Here is a 17,716-nt window from a genome sequence, read left to right as displayed (position 1 = left end):
CCCGGGGACCGCGGAGGAAGCCTTAAAGAACGCCCTTCGTGGACGGAATCCCGCCCACCCGCGGGTCCGGTTCCGTCGCCGCCCGCAGTGCCCGCGCGACGGCCTTGTACTCCGCCTCCGCGATGTGGTGCGGGTCGCGGCCGTGGATGACGCGGACGTGCAGAGCGATCTGCGCGTGGAACGCCAGCGAATCGAAGACGTGCCGGGTCAGCACGAACGGGTAGTTGTTGCCGATGGTGAACGTGTTGAACTGCTCCGGTTCGCCCACGTGCACGCAGTACGGGCGGCCGGAGACGTCGATCGCCGCGTGCGCGAGGGTTTCGTCCATCGGGATCCACGCGTCGCCGAACCGGCGGATGCCGCTCTTGTCGCCCAGCGCCTGCCGTAGCGCCTGGCCGAGCACGATCGCAGTGTCCTCGACGGTGTGGTGCGCGTCGATGTGGACGTCGCCGGTCGCTTCGACCTTCAGGTCCAGCGAGCCGTGCACGCCGAACGCGGTGAGCATGTGGTCGTAGAACGGCACGCCGGTGGCGATCTCCACCTGACCGGTCCCGTCGAGGTCCAGCTGGACCAGGATGGACGATTCCTTGGTGGTGCGCTCCACCTTGCCGACGCGGCTCATCGCTTGATTTCCTTACTCGCCTCGAGAAAGGCGTCGTTCTCCTCCGGGGTGCCGACGGTCACCCGCAGGTGGCACTCGATGCCCACGTCCCGGATCAGCACGCCGTGGTCCAAATAGGACTGCCAGCTGGCCGGCGCGTCGCTGAACTGTCCGAACAGGACGAAGTTGGCGTCGCTCGGCACCGGGGTGAACCCCAAGCCCAGCAAGGCTTCCACGACGCGGTCGCGTTCGGCGGAGAGCTTGTGCACCGACGCGAGGGTGGCGTCGGCGTGCCGGAGGGCGGCCCGGGCGGCCGCCTGGGTGACCTTGGAAAGGTGATACGGCAAGCGGACGAGCTGCAGAGCGTCCACAATGGCCGGTGCGGCGGCGAGGTAGCCCAGCCGTCCGCCGGCGAAGGCGAACGCCTTGCTCATCGTGCGCGACACGATCAGCTTCGCCGGGTACTCCGCGATCAGCTCGATCGCGCTGGCCTGCGAGGAAAACTCCGCGTACGCCTCGTCCACCACGACGATCCCCGGGGCCGCGTCGAGCACGCCGCGCAGCTGGTCCAGCGGGATCGACCCGCCGGTCGGGTTGTTCGGGCTGGTCACGAAAACGATGTCCGGCTTCCGCTCGGCGACCGCCTTGGCCGCCTGCTCGGTGTCGAGCGAGAAGTCCGCGCGGCGCGGCACCGGCAGCCAGTCGGTGCGGGTGCCGGTCGCGATGATCGGGTGCATCGAGTACGACGGCTCGAAGCCCAGCGCGGTGCGGCCGGGGCCGCCGAACGCCTGCAGGATCTGCTGCAGGATCTCGTTCGACCCGTTCGCCGCCCACACGTTCGCCTCGGACAGCACGACCCGCGTGGACACCGTGAGGTAGTCCGCCAGATCGGTGCGCAGCGCCACCGCGTCGCGGTCCGGGTACCGGTGCAGCGACGCGGCTTCGGCCCGCACGGCCTCGGCGACGTCGGCGACCAGCTCGGGCGGCGGCGGGTACGGGTTTTCGTTGGTGTTGAGCCGGATCGGGACGTCCAGCTGCGGCGCGCCGTACGGGGTGCGGCCCCGCAGGTCCTCGCGCAGCGGGAGGTCGGCGAGGGTGACCTCGCCGCCGGGGGTGGCTTCGTTCATCGGCCGTCTCCTTCGAAACGCGCGGTGACGGCTTCGCCGTGCGCGGGCAGGTCTTCGGCGTTCGCGAGGGCGACGACGCGGGGGGCGATTTCGCGCAGGGCGTCCTCGGAGTAGTCCACGACGTGGATCCCCTTCAGGAAGCTCTGCACCGACAGACCCGAGGAGTGCCGGGCGAACCCGCCGGTGGGCAGCACGTGGTTCGAGCCCGCGCAGTAGTCGCCCAGCGAAACCGGGGCGTACGCGCCGACGAAAACCGCTCCGGCGTTGCGCACCCGCGCGGCCACCTCGCGGGCGTTCGCGGTCTGGATTTCCAGGTGCTCGGCGGCGTACGCGTCCACGACGCGCAGTCCGTCGTCCACAGTGGACACCAGGATGACGCCGGACTGCTTGCCGCCCAGCGCTTGGCCGACCCGCTCGGAGTGCTTCGTCGCGGCGACGCGCTCGGCCAGCTCGGCCTCGACGGCGTCGGCCAGCTCCTCCGAGGTGGTCACCAGGACGCTCGCGGCCAGCGGGTCGTGCTCGGCCTGGCTGATCAGGTCGGCGGCGACGTGCGCCGGGTCGGCCGTCTCGTCGGCGAGGATCGCGATCTCGGTCGGACCGGCCTCGGAGTCGATCCCGATCACGCCGCGGACCAGGCGTTTGGCCGCGGTGAGGAAGATGTTGCCCGGGCCGGTGACGATGTCGACCGGGGCCAGCTCGGCGCCGTCGGTGTCGACACCGCCGTACGCGACCAGCGCGACCGCCTGCGCGCCGCCGACCGCCCAGACCTCGTCCACGCCGAGCAGCGCGGCCGCGGCCAGGATCGTCGGGTGCGGCCGCCCGCCGAACGCGGCCTGCGGCGGCGAGCACACGACCAGCGAGCGCACGCCGGCCAGCTGCGCCGGGACGACGTTCATCACCACGGTCGACGGGTACACCGCCAGCCCGCCCGGCGCGTACAGGCCGACGCGCTCGACCGGCACCCAGCGCTCGGTGACCGTGCCGCCGGGGACGACCTGCGTCGTGACGTCCTGGCGGCGCTGGTCCGCGTGCACCTTCCGGGCGCGCTTGATGGACTCCTCGAGCGCGGCGCGGACCTGCGGGTCCAGCTCGGACAGCGCCTTGGCCAGCTCCTCGGCGGGCACCCGGACCGTCTCCGGGCGCACCTTGTCGAACCGCTCGGTGAACTCGAGGACCGCCCCGACCCCGCGGTCCCGCACCGCCTCGACGACCGGCCGGACCTGATGCAGCGCCGCGTCCACGTCGTACTCGGCGCGCGGAAGCGCGGCACGGAGTTCGGCAGCGGAGGGGACCTGCCCGCGCAGGTCGGTGCGGTTCAACATGGACACCAGGGTACGAGGTGGCCCGCGCGGTCCCGGCAGGGATACTCGGTGACGACCCGCTGTCCCCGGACCAGGGAGGCTCGTGTGCCCCGGATCGCGTTGTGCCAGCTCAACTCGGGCGACGACCCGGAAGAAAACCTGAAAGCGGTTCGCTCCGGCGCGGAGGCCGCGGCGGCCGCCGGAGCGCGCGTGGTCGTCTTCCCGGAGGCGACGATGGCCCGCTTCGGCCGCCCGCTCGGCCCGGTCGCGCAGCAGCTGGACGGACCGTGGGCGTCGGCGGTGGCCTCGATCGCCGCCGAGCACGACGTGCTGGTGATCGCCGGGATGTTCACGCCCGCGGACGAGGGCCGGGTGCGGAACACGCTGCTGGTCACCGGGCTGGGGCAGCATCTGGGGTACGACAAGATCCACCTGTACGACGCGTTCGGATTCGCCGAATCGGACACTGTCGCGCCGGGGTCGGAGGTCGTGACGTTCTCCGCGGAGGGCACCGTGTTCGGCGTCGCCACCTGCTACGACCTGCGGTTCCCGGAACTGTTCCGGCGCCTGGCCGACGACGGGGCGGACGTGGTGGCTGTTCCGGCGTCGTGGGGCGCGGGGGCCGGGAAGCGGGAGCAGTGGGAGGTCCTGGTCCGGGCGCGGGCGCTGGACTCGGGCTGCTGGGTGGCGGCTTGCGGGCAGGCGGATCCTTCGGCGACCGGGGTGGAGGTCAATCCGAAGGCACCGACCGGGATCGGGTACTCGCTGGTGGCGGACGGGTTCGGCCGCGTGGAGGCGCAGGCGGGGGCCGGGGCGGAGATGCTGGTGGTGGACGTGGAGCCGGAGGTGGCGGGGAAGGCTCGGACGGCTACCGGGGCGCTGGCGAATCGGCGGCTGTCGTGAGTGTCAATTCCGGTTAGAACCGGCATAGGCACTCACGACTCCCTACCTGAGCAGCCCTTCCCGGATCGCCACCCGGACGAACCCCGCCCGTCGCCGTTCCCCCGTCTTGTCCCGGATCCGGTCCAGATACGACCGCACCGTCCGGACGCTGATGTCCAGGATCTCCGCGACGTCCACGTCCCGCTCCCCCGCCGCCACCAGGCGCAGGACCTGCTTCTCCCGCTCCGAAAGCACGATCTTCGGACCCGCGTGCCGTTCGTCGCTGTCCTGGATGATCATTCCGGCCAAGGTCGGCGAGACGTACGCGTTGTCCTCCGCGATCGTCCGGATCGCGCGCAGCAACTCGTCCCCGTCGACGTCCTTCGACAGGAAGCCCTTCGCCCCGGCCTGCATCGCGCCCAGGACCTCAGGCTGTTCCGCGTGCGCGGACACCACGAGCACCTTGTGCCCCATCTGCCCCACCTCGAGCACCGCGGCCGCGTCCTGGACGCCGCGCAGTTTCAGGTCGAGGACGACCACGCTGCCCTTCGGCTGGTCCTGCACCGCGAACCGCGCCACGGAGTCGGCTACCGCGCCCAGTTCGATGTCCGGGGCCTCGTTCAGCACGCGCGCGACCGCGTCCCGGTACAGCGGGTGGTCTTCGATCACCCCGACCTGGATGGGTCCGCTCCGGCGCCGCCCCTCGTCGGCTTTCACCTCAGTGTTTCCTTCCCCACCAGGCCGCGGCGGATCGCTTCCTTCACGAGGCCGGGGCGCCGCCGTTCGCCGGTCTTGTCGCGGATCCGGTCGAGGTAGCCGCGCACGGTGCGGACGCCGATGTCGAGGATCCGCGCGATGTCGACGTCCCGTTCGCCCGCCGCGACGAGCCGCAGCACCTGCACTTCGCGCGGCGACAGCTCCATTTCCGGCCGCGTGACCGGACGGTCGGTGTTGTCCTTGATGATCATTCCGGCGACGACGGCCGACACGTACGCGCCGCCGCCCGCGACCGCGCGGATGGCGATCAGCAGCTCGTCGACGTCGACGTCCTTCGACAGGAATCCCTTGGCCCCGGCGGCGATCGCGGCGAGCACCGTCTCCGGCTCGGCTTGCGCGGACACCACCAGCACGTGGTGGCCCAGCTCGGCGACCTCGAGCACCGCGGCCGCGCCCGCGACGCCGGGCAGGCCGAGGTCCAGCAGGACGACGCTCCCGGCCGGCTGGCGCGCGACGTGGAAGCGCGCGACCGAGTCGACCACCGCGCCCAGTTCGACGTCCGGGGCTTCGAGGAGGACGCGCTCCACCGAGCGGCGGTACAGCGGATGGTCTTCGATGACGGCGACCGGGATCCTGCCCGGAGCAGGGGAATCGGGCCGGTCCGGCACGTCGCTGGGTCGCTGCGCTGTCGTGGTCACCGGCTCGCTCACCCCGTTCCCGCAGGCTGCCCGGCCACGGCGGGATCGAGCGCGGGACCGGTCGGCATCAGCGCGAGAAGCCCGCCCGCGACCGGATGCCCGGACCCCGAACCGTAGCCCAGCGAGGCGAGCGCCGTCTTGTCCGCCACCGGATATTTCCGGCCCGTGTCCGTGACGAGGTAGATCGTGCCGGACCCGGGATCGGTCGCGACCGCGCCGCGCGAGGGCGGGACGTAGACGACGTCCGCGACCCGCGCGTCCGTCCGGCTCTGCACCGGCAGCGCGCGGCCGCCGGACGGGACCGGCAGATCCGCCGAGACCGTCACGCGGCCGTTCTGCGCGCACAGGGTCACCGCGCTGCCGGTGATCGGCGCTTTGCCGGGGATCCGGTCCGGGTACGCCGCCGGATCCGCGCCGCCGGAACGGGATTCGCTCACCTTCTTCGCCGACGCGACGTCCGCGGCGCGCACCCGCACCGGTTCCGGGCGGCCGGAGTACGCCGATTCGTTCGCCGGGGTCGTGACGAGCAGCGCGGCTTCGGTCTGGCCGACGGGTTCGAGGCCGTCCGGGCGGACGAGGTAGTACGTCGAGGCGTTGGCGGGCGCGGCCATCGGGTCGACGACCGACAGCACCTGGCCGACGCGCGTCTCCTGCGTCCCGACGCGCGGGCCGCGGTTTCCCGCGCCGTCGACCGGGATCTCGCCGAGGTCGCGTCCGGCGGGCACGGTGTCGATCCAGCGCGCGGACACGCTGATCGTCGGGTAGCTGTCGAACTGCAGGGCCGCCGCGGCGGCGTCGCTCAGCCGGTACCGGTGGCCGCCCGCGAGCAGGAACCGGCCGCCCTGCGGGACGCGGACGATCACGCCCGAATCACGCGGCAGCTCGACCCCGGCCGCCGCCGGTTCCAGCAGCACGGCGACGAGCGGTTCCGCCGAGGCGGGCGCGTCCTGGGTGGTGCGGCTGCAGCTGGTCCACGGGGTGGTGATCAGGGTGCTGGGCAACGAATCCGGCGCGCCGACGATGCCGATCTGCGTGCCGCGCGGGGCCGTGCCGAGTTTCTCCGCGGGCACCGTGACCGTCTCCTGGCCGTTGCCCCCGGCCAGCAGCCGCGCGGACGAGTAGTTGAGCACCGGGTGCACCGCGCCGTCCGCGCCGAGCACGAATCTGGCCCCGCTGCCCTCCTCGACGAGCACCTTGCCGCCGGACAGCCAGTCCTTCCCGCCAGAAGGGCTGACCAGGCCGATCACGCCGAACACCGCGGTCACGAGCAGGGCCGCGCCGACGCCGAGCACGGTGCCGAGCACAAGCCGGCGGCTGGGCGACACCGGATGGTTGGCGTCCGCGGCGACGAGCGCGGACACGAGCCGGCGGCGCAGGAACTGGTACGCCTGGATCTGGTCCCGCTGCGTCCACACGCTGTCCCGGCCCCCTGGAAATCACCCACCGCTTCCCGCGCAGGGTAAACAGCTCCCCACACGCGCACGAGGGTAATTTTTACGCCCACGCGCCCGCGCGGGGACGCTAGCGTTCGCGGGGCCGGGTCGCTGCCCGGGGAAGAGGGGAATGCGTTGTCCGTGTCCGCGCCGCCTGCCCCGGCTCCTGCCCGCGCTCCCGGGGCTCCTGGGCATACCGGGATTTCGGGTACCGCGCCGTGGCCGTGGCTGCTGCCGATCCGCCCGCTGCAGGCGGCCGGATGGGAGATCGCCGCGCTGGCGCTGCTGCTCGCGTTCACCGTGCACGGCCTGTCCCAGCCGACGCGGATCACCGTCGCCGTGCTGGCCGGACTGCTGGTGGTGACGACGTCGGCGCGGATCGCCGGACGGCATTTCGCCGGTTGGGCGTGGACGTGGCTCGCGCATCGCCTGCGTCGCCACGACAGCCGCCGCGACAGCCCGGACGCCTTGCTTCGCATCGCCGGTCCGGTGAAGGTGCGTCAGCACGTCGACCGCGCGGGCAACCGCTTCGGCGTCGCCGAGGTCGACGGCGACTGGAGCGCGATCGTCCGCCTCACGCCGGGCGCCGGGGAACCTTCGACGGACGACCTGCTGGCCATCCTGCGCACGACGTTCCAGAACACGGACATCCCGCTGGCCGCCGTGCAGCTCTTGACGTGGGCGGTGCCAAGGGATTCGCGGGTGTACCGAGTGCGCTGGCTCGCGGTGCGCTACCGGCCGGAAGACGCACCGATCGCCGCCCTCGCCCGCGGCGGCGGTGAATTGGGGGCGTTGCGGAGTACGGCGAGTGCGGCGTTGAGCTTGATGGTGGCGCTGGCGGAGGCGGGCTATCCGTCGACGGTGCTGGAGGCCGGCGAACTGACCAACGAGCTGCGGGTGGCGCTGGGCGTTTCGAACGGAAACCCGGAGTCCGACGGGGATTTCTGGCGCGCGTGGAAGTGGGGTGGGCTCACGCAGACGTGCTACGCGCCGCGGTCCTCGCGCGGCCTCGCCCGGACGTTGGGGGTGGCGGTGCCGGGGGCGGCGTTCACCGCGACGTCCGCGACATTGCGGCGGACGCCGGGCGGCCGGGAGAAGCTGGAGCTGACCATCCGGGTGGGCGCGCGGGCGGAGGAAGTGCCCGTGCCGCAGGGGGTTTCGGTGGTTCCGTTGCACGGCGAGCAGGGCGCGGCGGTGCGGAGGACGTTGCCTCTCGCGTTGACCTGAGGACACCCGGCCCCGAACTCCGCATCTTGCTAGCCGTGCCCCGACAACAGGCAAAGCAGGGCGGATTCACTGACCGGACCAAGCCCGGCGAGTTCGCAGCTCGTGGGTCCGCAGCCTCGGCGCGTTCGAGGCGCGAAGATCTGTCGCCTGGCAATGTTCGCTGCCCAGATCGGGCGCGAACCGGTCACGCCCCATCGCCCGCGCGAAGCAGCCGCTCCAGCTCCGTCGCCGCCTCGCTGCTCCCCGCGTCCGAAAGCCGCTGCAGTTCCCGCAGATCGCGGTTCTCCACCGCCCGGCGGGTCAGCAGCCGTCCGGCTTGTTCGCTGCCCTCGTCCAGCAAGTCCGACAGTTCGGCCAGGTCGCCGCGGCGGTCGGCGAGGTCGGCGAGGCGGTCCAGGGCGGTCTCGTTTCCCTCGTCGGCGAGCGCGCGCAGGGTGTCGTAATCGGGCATGCGGCCAGCTTCCAACCTTGCCCCAGGGACAAGGTCAAGCGCGCATACTGGAGCCATGCTCACCATCGGCCAGCTCGCCCGCCACGCCGGGGTTTCGGCCAAGGCTGTCCGCGTCTACCACGCCAAAGGGCTCCTGCCCGAGCCCGCACGGGACGCGTCCGGATACCGCCGTTACGACGCGCAGGCGGTCATCGACCTGGCCCGGATCGTCACGCTCGCCAAGGCCGGGGTGCCGTTGGCGCGCATCCCCGAGGTGCTGAACGCCGACGAGACCGCGCTCGACCGGATCGACGCCGAGTTGCGCGATCGCATCCGGCAGCTCCAGCAGCGCCGCGCCCGGTTGCGGGACCTCGACCGGCCCGACCGGCTCTGCCTGCCGCCCGAAGCCGTCGCGTTCATGGACCGGCTGAGGCCGCTCGGGCTGTCCGAGCGGCACGAGAACGCGATCCGCGACGGCTGGATCCTCGCCTGCGCGCTGGCCCCGGACGTCGCCCGCGCCATCCTCGTCAGCCGCACCGCGTTGCTGGACGATCCGGAGTATGTCGCCGTTCTCCGCGCGTACGACGAAGCGATCGAGTGGAGTCCGGACGATCCTCGGCTCGCCGCCATCGCCGACGCCGCGGCCGCGCTCGCCGGGCGGATGACGTTGCCGTCTGATCTGCCGGACTTCCAGAAGGTGCCTCACCAGGTCGTGCAACTGCTCGCCAACCATCTGGACAGCCCCGCTTGGCAACGTCTCGATCAGCTCGTAGCCCAGCGGATCAGCGCAGAGAAGACCGCGCCGTCGGAGCCAGGCGAAGCCGCTTCACCTCGTCGTTCGTAGCCAGCCGGCGTTCGAAAGCCCGCAACGCGGCAAGATCGGGGAACGTCCAGACCCCCACCCGGACGTTCTCCCCTTCCCGCACCGGCAGCGCGCGGAAGGTGTTCTCCGCGGGCTCGGTGACGAAGGAAGCGAAAGGTCCCGGCAAGTCAAGAGAAGCCGGGCCGATGAGCACCAAGATCCGCGACGACGGAACACCCGCCTCGACCGGCCGGGAAAGCGGAGGGAAGTCGGTTTCCGGGCGGAGCAGCAAAACGTTGTCGCTGTCCGCCATGGTCGCGTTGGCGGCGTCGCGGTGCTGCCGCCAGGCCTCGCCTTCGAGGTAGAACGCCGTCAGCGCCGCGTGCCGGGCCGCCAGGTCCGGGAAGGACCGGAACCACACGAACCGGTCCGGGTCGTCCTCGTCGCGGAATTGGCCGACGACCGTGCAGCCCGCCGCCTCCTGCGGTTCCAGCAGCTCGCGGTCGAACAGGTCGATCAGGACGTCCCGCTGCCCGGGCCGGAGGGTGTACTGGCGGAGTTCCACGACGGTCACGGCAGCGAATCTGCCACCTCGCCGAAGCAGCAGCGAGTGGCAGGACTGACTCCTTCCGCAAAATTCCTGCCGTATCCTCGCGGCCATGCGAACCGTCGCGGTAGCGCTGGTCGACGACATGCCGCTGTTCGAGCTGGCCATCGCGGCCGAGGTGTTCGGGCCGTCCCGGGCCGACCTCGCCGACCCCTGGTACGAGCTGCGGTTCTGCGCGGCGAAGCCGGAAACCCGCACCGAATTCGGCTTCCGGCAGCACGCCAGCCACGGCCTTGACGCGCTCCCGGACGCCGATACCGTGCTGGTGCCCGCCTTGCCGTACGCGTGTGTCCAAACAGGACAGTCGATCCCGGCGCACCTGGTCCAGGCCATCCGAGAAGCAGCGGACCGAGGCGCGCGGATCGTCTCGCTGTGCACCGGCGCTTTCGCGCTCGCGGCGGCAGGTCTGCTGGACGGCCGGCGCGCGGCGACGCATTGGATGTACGCCGCCACGCTCGCCATGCTGCATCCGCGGGTTCAGGTGGACGCCTCGGTGCTCTACGTGGACGACGGGCAGGTCCTCACCAGTGCCGGACGCAGCGCGGGCATCGACCTCTGCCTGCACGTCGTGCGCAGCGATCTCGGCGCGCACGTCGCCAACGAGGTCGCCCGCCGGATGGTGCTGCCCGCACATCGCGGCGGCGGGCAGGCGCAGTACGTCTCCGCGACGGTGCCGGAGACCGACGACGCCGGGCTCGGTCCGGTGCTGCACTGGGCGACGCGCCACCTCGACCAGCCGCTCACCGTCGACCAACTGGCCCGCCAGGCCGGAGTCAGCCCGCGCACGTTCGTCCGCCGGTTCCACGAGGCGACCGGGACCACGCCGTTGCAATGGCTGCTCGACCAGCGCGTCCTGCACGCCCGCAGCCTGCTGGAATCCACCGACCTGCCGATCGGCCTGATCGGCGAACGCAGCGGCCTCGGCTCGGCGGCCAATCTCCGCCGCCATTTCACGCTCCGGCTGGGGACGGCACCGACGGACTATCGGCGCGCGTTCCGCGGATGAGCCCGAGCGCGGTCACCCCGGCCGCGACGGTCAGGCCGACCGCGGTCCAGCACGCGACCGTCGCGTCGGCGGCGAGGAAAACCGTGGTCAGCACGGAGACTCCGACGGTTCCGCCGAGTTGCTGCACCGCGTTCAGCAGCCCCGCCGCCGAACCCGTCTCCGACGGGCGGACGAGCGCCAGCGCGGCGGTGAAGAACGGCACGGTGAACAGCCCGGTTCCCGTTCCGGCGACCGCCAGCGCGACCAGCAGCGGCCAACCCAGCGCGATCCCGGCGATGCCAACGGCCAGGAATCCCACGCCAGCAAAGAGAATCCGGGTACCGAAGCGCGGGACGAACCAGCGTCCGGCCACAAAGGACGATACGGCGAGTCCGATCGACCACGGCAGCAACGAGAGCCCGGCGGTCCGGGCGTCGGCGTGCTGGGTCAGTTGCAGGAACAGGACGACGACTTGGGTCAGTCCGGTCATCACGGCGAAGAACAGCACTGACGTCACCAACCCAGCGGGGAAACTCAGGCCGCGGAAGAGACTGTGCTCGATCAGACCGCCGCGAAACCGTTGCTGCAGAGCGAAAACCACCAGCACCACTACTCCGGTGGCCACGAGATAGCCGTTCCCTTGCGTGAGGAGCGGATAGACGACGAGTCCCGCGCCCAGCACGACCAAGCCGGTGCCGAGCAGGTCGAGTCGCGGCCGGGCAGCGGACCGGTCTTCCGCGAGCAGCCCGGACGCGGCGAGAACGGCGAGTCCGAGCGGGACGTTCACCAGGAACACCGCCCGCCACGACCAGGCGTCGGTCAGCAGCCCGCCGAGGACCGGCCCGCTCACCGCGGCCAGTCCCATCACCGGGCCGATCATGCCGAGCGCGCGGGCTCGGGCCGCGCCGTCGAACAGGACGCGGATCAACCCGATCGTCTGCGGGATCACCAACGCGGCCGAAGCCCCTTGCACCGCCCGGAAAACGAGCAAGAACCCAGGGTTGGTCGCGGCCGCGCACAGTGCCGAGGCGAGCACAAAACCGGCTACTCCGAACTGGAAGGTGCGGCGTCGGCCGATGATGTCGCCGAGGCGGCCGCCGGTGATCAGCAGCAACGCGAAGGGCAGCGTGTACCCGGCGGTGTAGAAGGAGATCGTGCTGGACGCGCCGCCCAGTTCGGCGTGCACCGCGGGAGCGGCGACCTGGACGATCGTGGTGTCGAGAAGGTTCATCGCTTCCGCGACGAGCAGGACTGCCAGTGCGGCCCAGCGGCGTGAGTCGTTCATGCCGCCAGCCTGGGCAGCGTCGAGGCATGATTCCAGCCACTGGCGCGAACGAGCAGAAATCTTCCACTGAGGACAGTTTCGTGCAGAATCAAGCCATGCTCGACGACCTCGACCAGGCTCTCGTCCACGCGCTCCAGATCGACGGCCGCGCCCCGTTCGCGCGGATCGGCGCCGTTCTGGGCGTCTCGACGCAGACCGTCGCGCGCCGTTACCGGAGGCTGCGCGCGGAAGCTGGACTGCGCGTCGTCGGGCTGGCCGCACCGCATCGCGCCGGGCAGACGCAGTGGCTCGTGCGGCTCACCGTCGTCCCGGCCGTCGCGCAGCGGGTCGCCGACGCGCTCGTCCGCCGCACCGACACGACATGGGTCAAACTCGCCGGCGGCGGCACGGAAATCTGCGTCATCGTCCACACCGCCCACGGCTCGACGCCGGAGCACGGCCTGCTGCTGCACGACATCCCGCGCACGACCGGCATCACCGCCGTCTCCGCGCACCAGCTGCTGCACCTGTATCACGGCGGCCCCACCGCGTGGCTAGGCCGCGCGGAAATCCTCACCGACGCCCAACGTCGTCAGCTGGAGCCCGAAACTCGCGCCACGCAGGTCGAAGCGACCGCATCCGACGAACCGTTGCTCACCGCGTTGCAGCGAGACGGCCGCCTCGGCCAGACCGAGTTGGCTAACCTCACCGGCTGGTCCGCCGCGACCGTCGCCCGCCGGATCGCCGACCTGCGCGCGGCGGAAACCCTTTATTTCGACGTGGAAATCGACGCCCGGCTCTTCGGCGCGACCACGCAAGCGTTGCTGTGGATGGCTGTGGCCCCAGCCGATCTCGACGCCGTCGCCACCGAACTCGCCACCCACCGCGAACTGGCCGTCGTCGCCGCGACCACCGGGCCGACGAACCTCCTCGCACACGCCCTCTGCGCCGATCCCCCGGCCCTGCACCGCTACCTCACCCACCGGCTCGGCGCGCTGCCCGGCATCCGCTCCTGCGAAACCGCGCCGGTCCTGCGGACGCTGAAAGCGGCCAGTCCGCTCAGCCGCTGACCGCCTCGTACACCCCGGCGATCAACGCCACGAACGGCACGAGCGACAACAGCACCAGGAACTCCGAGATGTCCAGCAACCGCGACCAATACGGCGACCGCACCCCGCGCGCGACCCGCGTCGCGTAGATCAGCGACACCACCGCTGCCAGCACCAGCGCCAGCCCGGCCGCGAGCAGCGCGATCCGCTGGTCGGCCGCGATCAGCCAGAAACCCGCGGTCAGCAACGCGACAAGCCCGAAGCCGACCAGCACCAGCCGTTGCGTGCGGCCCGCGTACGCGCGCGAACGCTGGATCCACGCCGTCCCGAGAAGCGCCGCCAGCCCGGCTTCCCATGCCCCGCCGGTGGTGAGCACGATCGACGAACCGATCACGACCAGTCCGAGCGCCACCAGCAGGCTGGTGAGCAACGCCTGCGCGTACGTCGTCCGCCCGGCCATTTCCGCGCCGAGCGACGGCTGTTCGTTGGCGCGGAAGGATTCCATGTCGTCCGGCACCCGCGGCAGCGGCATCCGCCCGAGCCGCAGCGCGAGCATCGGCGCGACGGCCGCCAACGCGGTCGCCAGCACGGCCGCGACCGCCGCCGCGGCCACCGGCTTCGCCCCGGTCAGCAGCACGACGCCGGTCGCGATCGCGCCGATCCCGGCCGAACCCACGACCGCGACGAAGAACGGCAGCCGGTCGGCCACCGAAACCGCCGCCAGCACGCCGTAAACCGTCACCGCCGCGAGCCCCGCGGCAAGCGGTCCGGCAGACAGCGAGAACACCGGATGCGGGGGCAGCAAAGACATTCCGGCCAGGAACGCCACGCCCACCCCGGCCAGCGCACCGGCCGCGCCCGCGCCCGAATCGCCGTACGCCCGGCTCAGCGCACCGCCGCCGAGCAGCAGCACGATCGCGAGCAGTCCGGTGCCGATCGGCGCGAGCACGCTGCCCGCCAGCGACGCCTGGATCAGCAGCCCGCCCGCGAACAACAGCAGGGCGGCCGCCGTGATCCCGGCCCGGCGGGCGATTTTCGGCCCCCACGCGGTCGACGCGGATTCGCCGACGCTCGCGATCGAGTCGACGACGTCGTCGAACAGCAGCGGGCCGCGCGGACGTTCGCGCGGGGTCAGGTGCAGCACCTCGCCGTCGCGCACCTGCGCGGCGGCCACGGTGAGCCCGAGCGCGAGCGGCGCGCCGCCGAGCCGCGACAGCACCCAGCCCGGATGCTCGGCCGACGCCTGCCCGGCCGCGCCGGCCAGCCGGACGAGCTGCGGCACCAGTTCGGCGAACGTGCTCTGCTGCGGCAGCGCGACGTCCACCCTGGCGCGCGGGGTGACGATCGTGACGCGCCGGGTCGACCCGGCGACGGCCGGCGCGCTCACTGCTGGGACCTGGCCGCCTCGATCACCGGGGCGAACTTCGCGCTGCTCGCCTCGGCCAGCTTCTGCAGGCCCGCGTTCACCGCTTCGAGGACGATCTCCGACAGCGTGCGCGCGTCGAATTCGCGGATCGCGCGCTGGTCGATGTCGACCGAGGTGAACCGGCCGTCGCCGCGCAGCGTCACGGTCACCTCGTTCTGCCGCGAGGCGGCCTTGACCTCCATCGCCTCGACCGAGCGCTGGATCCGCTGCACCTCTTCGGTCTGCTTGCGGACCTGCGCGAGCAGCTCGTCCAGGTCCGGCACGGCATACGGTTCAGTCACCGTCGTTCTCCTTCTCCTGCGGGGTTTCCCGGCGGACGTGCACGCTGGCGACGAACTTCCGGAAGTCGGGGACGAGCGGGCGCGCGTCCCGCGGATCGGCCGTGCAGACCAGTTCCAGCACGACCCGCCCGGCCGGACCGGGCACGGTCAGGAACACCTGGATCTGCAGCAGATCCTGGCCTTCGCCGGTGCGCATCCGCAAGGTCTGGGTGCAGCCGGGCGCGGCCGGACCGCCGACCTCCTGGCGGTCGACGACGTCCAGCAACGCCATCGTACGGCCGAGCCGTTCGACGGCTTCGCCGGCGATGTCGTTCATCGGCACGGAATTCTGGCGCTGCTGGATGCCGAGCGTGATGTTCGGCGTGAACTCCGCCTTCGGATTCGGGTGCACCGCGACGAAAACCAGCCCGGGCGCGATCGGCGGGACCGGCGTCCAGCCCTCCGGGACGTCGAAGCCCAGCGGGAGCGTCACCAGATCCGCCATGGCACTCACCACGAACCCACGTACTGCACGGCGTCGTCCCAAGCCCCGCCCAGCGCGTCCGCCGCCTGGCCCGCGGCGTCGCCGACCGCGTCGATCGCCGCGCCGCCGTATTCGGTGACCGCCGCTCCGACCTTCGGCAGGTCGATGTCGATCTTCGCGCCGACGCCCGCGCCGAGGCCCAACGCGGCACCGGCCTTGAAGTTCATCTTCAAATGGCCGTTGTCGTACACGAACTGGCCGTCGAGCTGCGCGCCGATTCCATATTGGACACTCCCGCTCGCGCCGACGCCGACCCCCGCGACGTCCGCCGCGACCTGGCCCTCCAGCTTGCCGCCGGCGAAAGCGTTGGCGTGCACGCCCAGCCCGTGGATCCCCAGCTGTCCCGAAGCGCCGACCTCGCCGCCCGCGAAAGCGGAACCGCGAGCGCTGCCGTGCGCGACGCCGTAGCTTCCGCTGGTCCCGATGTCCTCCCGGAACCCCAGCTCCGCGTGGCCGGACGCCTTCGCGTCCCAGCCCTGCGAGGAGATTTTCCCGTCGTACTCCGGGATGAACCCGTCTTGCTCGTGCGCCGTCTTGTAGTAGGTGATCTCGGTGGCCCGGCCGATCGCGGTCTTCTGCTTCGGCTGCCCGAACGGCGTGTCCGCCTTCTTCGGCGCGCGGGTGCCTTCGAGTCCGTTCCAGGTCAGCTTCTTCCAGCCGGAATTGCCGAACCAGGACGGAGCCGAACGCGGCCTGTTGCGTCCGTCCAGCGTGTCGCCGTTCACCCAGGACAACGGGCCGTAGACGCGTTTGCCCAGCTTGCCCGGCTTGCTCATCGGCCCGGCCCACGGCGCGGGGAACAACTCCGCCAGCGCGTCCGAAAGCTCCTCGGCGACCTGGCCGGCCGCCGCGACCGCCTGTTCGCCCAAATCCCTTGCCGCGGCGATAAAAGCGCCCACCGCGTTCGGATCCGCCGAGCGGGCTTGGTTGATCAGCTGCGCGCCGTACTGATCGAATTGCGCGACAACCGAATCGACCCCGGAGCGCGCCCACCGCAACAGCTGTCCGGCCATCGACAACCGTTTGCCCTGATCGGCCAGCTTCGTGCCGTCTTCGGTCAACGCGTGCGCGACATCGGCCGCAGCTGTCGCGTATGCGGTGTACGCGGCACCGTCCCAGTCAGCGTGCAATGCCGTGGCAGCGTCCGCGATTTCGGTGGCTTTGCCGGTAATCGTGGACGCGTTGGTGCCGCAGCGGTTCGCCGCCGCCTCGAGCGCAGCCGGGTCGCCCGTGACCCGGCGCTGGTATTCGACCAGCACCTGCCGGTAGTTCGACAGCACCGAGCTGACGACTCCGGACGCGTCCACGGCCACCGGCTACGCGCCCTTCGCGTCGATGTCGACGTGCTGCTGGAAGTGTTTGCCCTGGTAGGTGACGTCGACATCGATGTCCACGTCCTGTCCGGCCGGAGCTTCGACCGTCGACTGCCCGGTGGTCAGGTCGGTGTGGATCACGACCTCGTGCGCACCGGTCGACTGTCCGGGCACCGAAGGCGCGGGGGCCGGAGCCGGAGCCGGGTCCACCGGAATCCAGCTGTTGCCCGGGTTGGCCCCGATCCCGGCGCCGCCGCCGGACGGCCAGCCCCCAGTGCCGCTGCCCGAAGGCCAGCCGCCGTTCGACAACGCGGGCGGCGTGTAGTTCGTGAACGACGGGCTGCCCCCGGGCACTCCCCCGCCGCTGCCGCCGATCGCCGCCTGCCCGGACGCGCTCGCGACCGGCGCGGGCAGCTGCGGCGAGCTGACCGGAGTACCCGAGACGGCCGCGTTGCCCGCCGCGCCGTTGGCGTCGGAAGAACCGTGGTGGAACAGCTTTTCGATGTCCCCGATGATCGTCGCGACCTGAGTGATCTGGTTCGCGAGATCGCCCGCGCCGAGCGCCTTCAGCAGGCCGCCGACCGCGGTGATGAATCCGCGCAGCGTCGCGCTGGTGGCGGTGGAAAGCGCGACCGCGGCCCCGTAGGTCCACCAGTTCGACATCAGCGACGCGACGGTCGGGTTCACCGCCGCGACCACCGACCGGTACGCCTCCTGCGCCGCCTTCACCAGCGTGCCCGAGACGCCGAGCAGTTCGGCGCCCTTCTCGATCACGTTGATGATCTTGGTGAGCTGGTCGAGCGAATGGGAGATCTTCTGCAGCGCCGATTCCGAGGCCCCGCCGGACCAGACCTTGCCGAGCTGGTCGGCGGCCTTGCTCAGCTCGGTGTAGAGCGAGGTCAGCTCGGCGGCCTTGTGCAGCAGGTCGAGGACGTGCTTCGCGATCTGCTCCGGCTGGCCGGTGACGATCTGCGGCAGCACGGTGATCGGGCCCCCGCCGGAAGCGGTGGCGTCCATCGCGCTGGAGTTCGGGAAGAGCATCGGACCTCA

Annotated in this window: 19 protein-coding genes; 5 read left to right on the top strand and 14 right to left on the bottom strand. The window is 71.6% G+C overall.

All coding sequences use genetic code 11. The annotated features are described in order from the left end of the window. Positions 1-22: 22 nt before the first annotated feature. The 3 genes from hisB to hisD are packed head-to-tail and all read right to left on the bottom strand — an operon-like array spanning position 23 to position 3,050. Entirely contained in the window at positions 23-622 is a 600-nt protein-coding gene (gene hisB / locus CU254_RS09180; RefSeq protein WP_009074922.1) for an imidazoleglycerol-phosphate dehydratase HisB, read from the bottom strand. Further along, complete coding sequence (locus CU254_RS09175; RefSeq protein ID WP_009074920.1) at positions 619-1,728, bottom strand: histidinol-phosphate transaminase; 1,110 nt, start codon at positions 1,726-1,728, stop codon at positions 619-621. Before CU254_RS09175 ends, hisB begins: the two co-directional genes overlap by 4 nt. Continuing rightward, positions 1,725-3,050, bottom strand: a complete 1,326-nt coding sequence (hisD, locus tag CU254_RS09170) for a histidinol dehydrogenase (protein ID WP_009074919.1) — start codon at positions 3,048-3,050, stop codon at positions 1,725-1,727. Before hisD ends, CU254_RS09175 begins: the two co-directional genes overlap by 4 nt. An 84-nt stretch (positions 3,051-3,134) precedes the next feature. Here hisD and CU254_RS09165 point away from each other — a divergent pair, with 84 nt between their 5' ends. Continuing rightward, positions 3,135-3,932 (top strand): carbon-nitrogen hydrolase family protein, encoded by a 798-nt coding sequence (locus CU254_RS09165; RefSeq protein ID WP_009074917.1) that lies wholly within the window; start codon positions 3,135-3,137, stop codon positions 3,930-3,932. A gap of 42 nt (positions 3,933-3,974) precedes the next feature. On the opposite strand, the gene CU254_RS09160 is transcribed toward CU254_RS09165, so the two are convergent. Genes CU254_RS09160 through eccB form a run of 3 tightly spaced genes read right to left on the bottom strand, consistent with a single transcriptional unit; the run spans position 3,975 to position 6,741 of the window. Next, positions 3,975-4,628 carry a response regulator transcription factor gene (locus CU254_RS09160; protein WP_009074915.1) on the bottom strand — a complete coding sequence of 218 codons (654 nt, stop codon included), beginning with the start codon at positions 4,626-4,628 and terminating at the stop codon, positions 3,975-3,977. Beyond that, positions 4,625-5,296, bottom strand: coding sequence for a response regulator transcription factor (locus tag CU254_RS09155; protein ID WP_037716823.1), 672 nt, complete (start codon positions 5,294-5,296; stop codon positions 4,625-4,627). Before CU254_RS09155 ends, CU254_RS09160 begins: the two co-directional genes overlap by 4 nt. Before the next feature lie 38 nt (positions 5,297-5,334). Next, positions 5,335-6,741 (bottom strand): type VII secretion protein EccB, encoded by a 1,407-nt coding sequence (gene eccB, locus CU254_RS09150; RefSeq protein WP_009074912.1) that lies wholly within the window; start codon positions 6,739-6,741, stop codon positions 5,335-5,337. A gap of 153 nt (positions 6,742-6,894) precedes the next feature. Between eccB and CU254_RS09145 the strand changes: the two genes are divergently transcribed. Continuing rightward, positions 6,895-7,986, top strand: coding sequence for a type VII secretion protein EccE (locus tag CU254_RS09145; RefSeq protein ID WP_009074910.1), 1,092 nt, complete (start codon positions 6,895-6,897; stop codon positions 7,984-7,986). Positions 7,987-8,170: 184 nt separating this feature from the next. Here the strand turns inward: CU254_RS09145 and CU254_RS09140 are convergent, their stop codons facing one another. Then, the gene (locus CU254_RS09140; protein ID WP_037713055.1) at positions 8,171-8,437 is read right to left on the bottom strand and encodes a hypothetical protein; all 267 of its coding nucleotides are present in this window, start codon (positions 8,435-8,437) and stop codon (positions 8,171-8,173) included. A gap of 55 nt (positions 8,438-8,492) precedes the next feature. On the opposite strand from CU254_RS09140, the gene CU254_RS09135 reads away from it, so the two are divergent. Further along, on the top strand, positions 8,493-9,260 hold the full coding sequence (locus CU254_RS09135) for a MerR family transcriptional regulator (protein WP_009074908.1): 768 nt from the start codon (positions 8,493-8,495) through the stop codon (positions 9,258-9,260). On the opposite strand, the gene CU254_RS09130 is transcribed toward CU254_RS09135, so the two are convergent. Then, positions 9,199-9,792, bottom strand: coding sequence for an NIPSNAP family protein (locus CU254_RS09130; protein WP_037713053.1), 594 nt, complete (start codon positions 9,790-9,792; stop codon positions 9,199-9,201). The two genes, CU254_RS09135 and CU254_RS09130, sit on opposite strands and share 62 nt — an antisense overlap. Positions 9,793-9,877: 85 nt before the next feature. Here CU254_RS09130 and CU254_RS09125 point away from each other — a divergent pair, with 85 nt between their 5' ends. Further along, entirely contained in the window at positions 9,878-10,831 is a 954-nt protein-coding gene (locus tag CU254_RS09125; RefSeq protein WP_009074904.1) for a helix-turn-helix domain-containing protein, read from the top strand. On the opposite strand, the gene CU254_RS09120 is transcribed toward CU254_RS09125, so the two are convergent. Then, entirely contained in the window at positions 10,776-12,095 is a 1,320-nt protein-coding gene (locus CU254_RS09120) for an MFS transporter (protein WP_009074901.1), read from the bottom strand. The genes CU254_RS09125 and CU254_RS09120 overlap by 56 nt on opposite strands. A 26-nt stretch (positions 12,096-12,121) precedes the next feature. Here CU254_RS09120 and CU254_RS09115 point away from each other — a divergent pair, with 26 nt between their 5' ends. Further along, positions 12,122-13,144, top strand: coding sequence for an Lrp/AsnC family transcriptional regulator (locus CU254_RS09115; protein WP_009074899.1), 1,023 nt, complete (start codon positions 12,122-12,124; stop codon positions 13,142-13,144). Here CU254_RS09115 and eccD read toward each other — a convergent pair. Genes eccD through CU254_RS09090 form a run of 5 tightly spaced genes read right to left on the bottom strand, consistent with a single transcriptional unit; the run spans position 13,134 to position 17,707 of the window. Next, positions 13,134-14,510, bottom strand: coding sequence for a type VII secretion integral membrane protein EccD (gene eccD / locus CU254_RS09110; RefSeq protein WP_009074897.1), 1,377 nt, complete (start codon positions 14,508-14,510; stop codon positions 13,134-13,136). The two genes, CU254_RS09115 and eccD, sit on opposite strands and share 11 nt — an antisense overlap. Beyond that, positions 14,507-14,830 (bottom strand): YbaB/EbfC family nucleoid-associated protein, encoded by a 324-nt coding sequence (locus CU254_RS09105; RefSeq protein ID WP_009074895.1) that lies wholly within the window; start codon positions 14,828-14,830, stop codon positions 14,507-14,509. The genes eccD and CU254_RS09105 overlap by 4 nt, the downstream gene beginning before the upstream one ends. After that, positions 14,823-15,314 (bottom strand): hypothetical protein, encoded by a 492-nt coding sequence (locus tag CU254_RS09100; RefSeq protein ID WP_009074893.1) that lies wholly within the window; start codon positions 15,312-15,314, stop codon positions 14,823-14,825. Before CU254_RS09100 ends, CU254_RS09105 begins: the two co-directional genes overlap by 8 nt. 5 nt (positions 15,315-15,319) lie before the next feature. Beyond that, positions 15,320-16,666: a WXG100 family type VII secretion target gene (locus tag CU254_RS09095; protein ID WP_009074891.1), complete on the bottom strand. Its 1,347-nt coding sequence runs from the start codon at positions 16,664-16,666 to the stop codon at positions 15,320-15,322. 3 nt (positions 16,667-16,669) lie between these two features. After that, entirely contained in the window at positions 16,670-17,707 is a 1,038-nt protein-coding gene (locus CU254_RS09090) for a WXG100 family type VII secretion target (RefSeq protein ID WP_009074889.1), read from the bottom strand. Positions 17,708-17,716: the final 9 nt, after the last annotated feature.

The sequence above is a fragment of the Amycolatopsis sp. AA4 genome, assembly GCF_002796545.1.
GTDB lineage: Bacteria > Actinomycetota > Actinomycetes > Mycobacteriales > Pseudonocardiaceae > Amycolatopsis.
This window is presented reverse-complemented; position numbering and strand designations above follow the sequence as displayed.